General features: G+C 39.2%; 1 protein-coding gene. It reads left to right on the forward strand.

Annotation, left to right across the window (positions count from 1 at the left end):
• The first annotated feature begins 59 nt into the window (after positions 1 to 59).
• A complete protein-coding gene (locus tag AC07E5_RS06260; protein ID WP_498625013.1) occupies positions 60 to 566 on the forward strand; it encodes a plasmid replication DNA-binding protein in 507 nt (168 codons plus the stop codon).
• Positions 567 to 1,145 lie beyond the last annotated feature (579 nt).

The raw sequence follows: 1,145 nt of genomic DNA on the forward strand, positions 1-1,145 counted from the left end.
ATTTTATATAATTTTTTGAAATATACTGTTGTTAGTTAAAAATTAGCTTGGGAAAAATGATGTCTGTATTGACCATTCTTGAAGCATCAAAGAAATTTAATATCGGTAGAACGACAATTTATAAAGCCATTAAAAGAGGTGAGCTAACTCCTCAATTAAGTGAATCAGGCGTACAGATGATTGATCCTCAAGATATGATCCGATTATTTGGTAGTCCTAGCAAAAAAACTGTTTCTGTAGACAGTAATTCTACTGTTTCAGTGAACAATGATGATTTAGTGCGTGAACTGCGTTTACAGATCGAGGAACTGAAACAGGATAAAGCATTCCTGAAACAAGAGATATCAAGCGTTAGACGTGATTTTGATGATTTCAAATTACTGATAGAACACAAGGCAAAAACAGAAATACCCGAAACAGAGGAAACTGTATCTAAACAGGATGTGAGCAGTTTTGGTGAGCAGAAAAAACAAGCTTGGGAACAGGTGGAAACACCACCAGAAACTTACCAGGAACAACCGAAAAAATTGGCAGTATTTTTAAACCGGTTATTAAAGTTGAGATAAAACACGGAAAAAAAAAAANCTTGTACCTGAACTCTATTTTCACAAGAAACAATGTTTAGTTCAAGACCTAATATGATAAGTCTTCGTTAATACGTGTTTTAAATCATCAAATAAGTATCCTAGATCGAGCTTTGCCCGCTTCTGCGTGTCCGTTTTATACGTTTAGGCATGTGGTGTGGGTGGATGGAATTAAGCGACGCTAGCGCACCACAGCGATTGTTTTAGAGGCATATAAGAAATATCTAAGGCAAGAGTTGCTACTAGGGGAAATCGACAAAGCAACAACGTGATGAGTAGTTCAGGGATGCTTTAAATTGTATGTTGGGGAAACCCTCACAGAGATAAGCGATCTGATCGGTTTGAGAACGTGTCGATGCGGTGTGTGAATCGTAATCTCAGCCTATGTAGGAAAGCACAATTACCTACTGTCGTGGACGACCGATGCGTGGCTCCGTCAGCCCAAAATTGGTATTCGGCAATACTTTAAGAGCAAGCAGTTTTTGCAGGCTCTTAGGGTGAGTATTGCCGAAACTCACTCAACGTTCACCATCAGCCCAAAGGGCTTGCCCGACGGCTGAT

It is taken from the genome of Acinetobacter seohaensis (assembly GCF_056431365.1).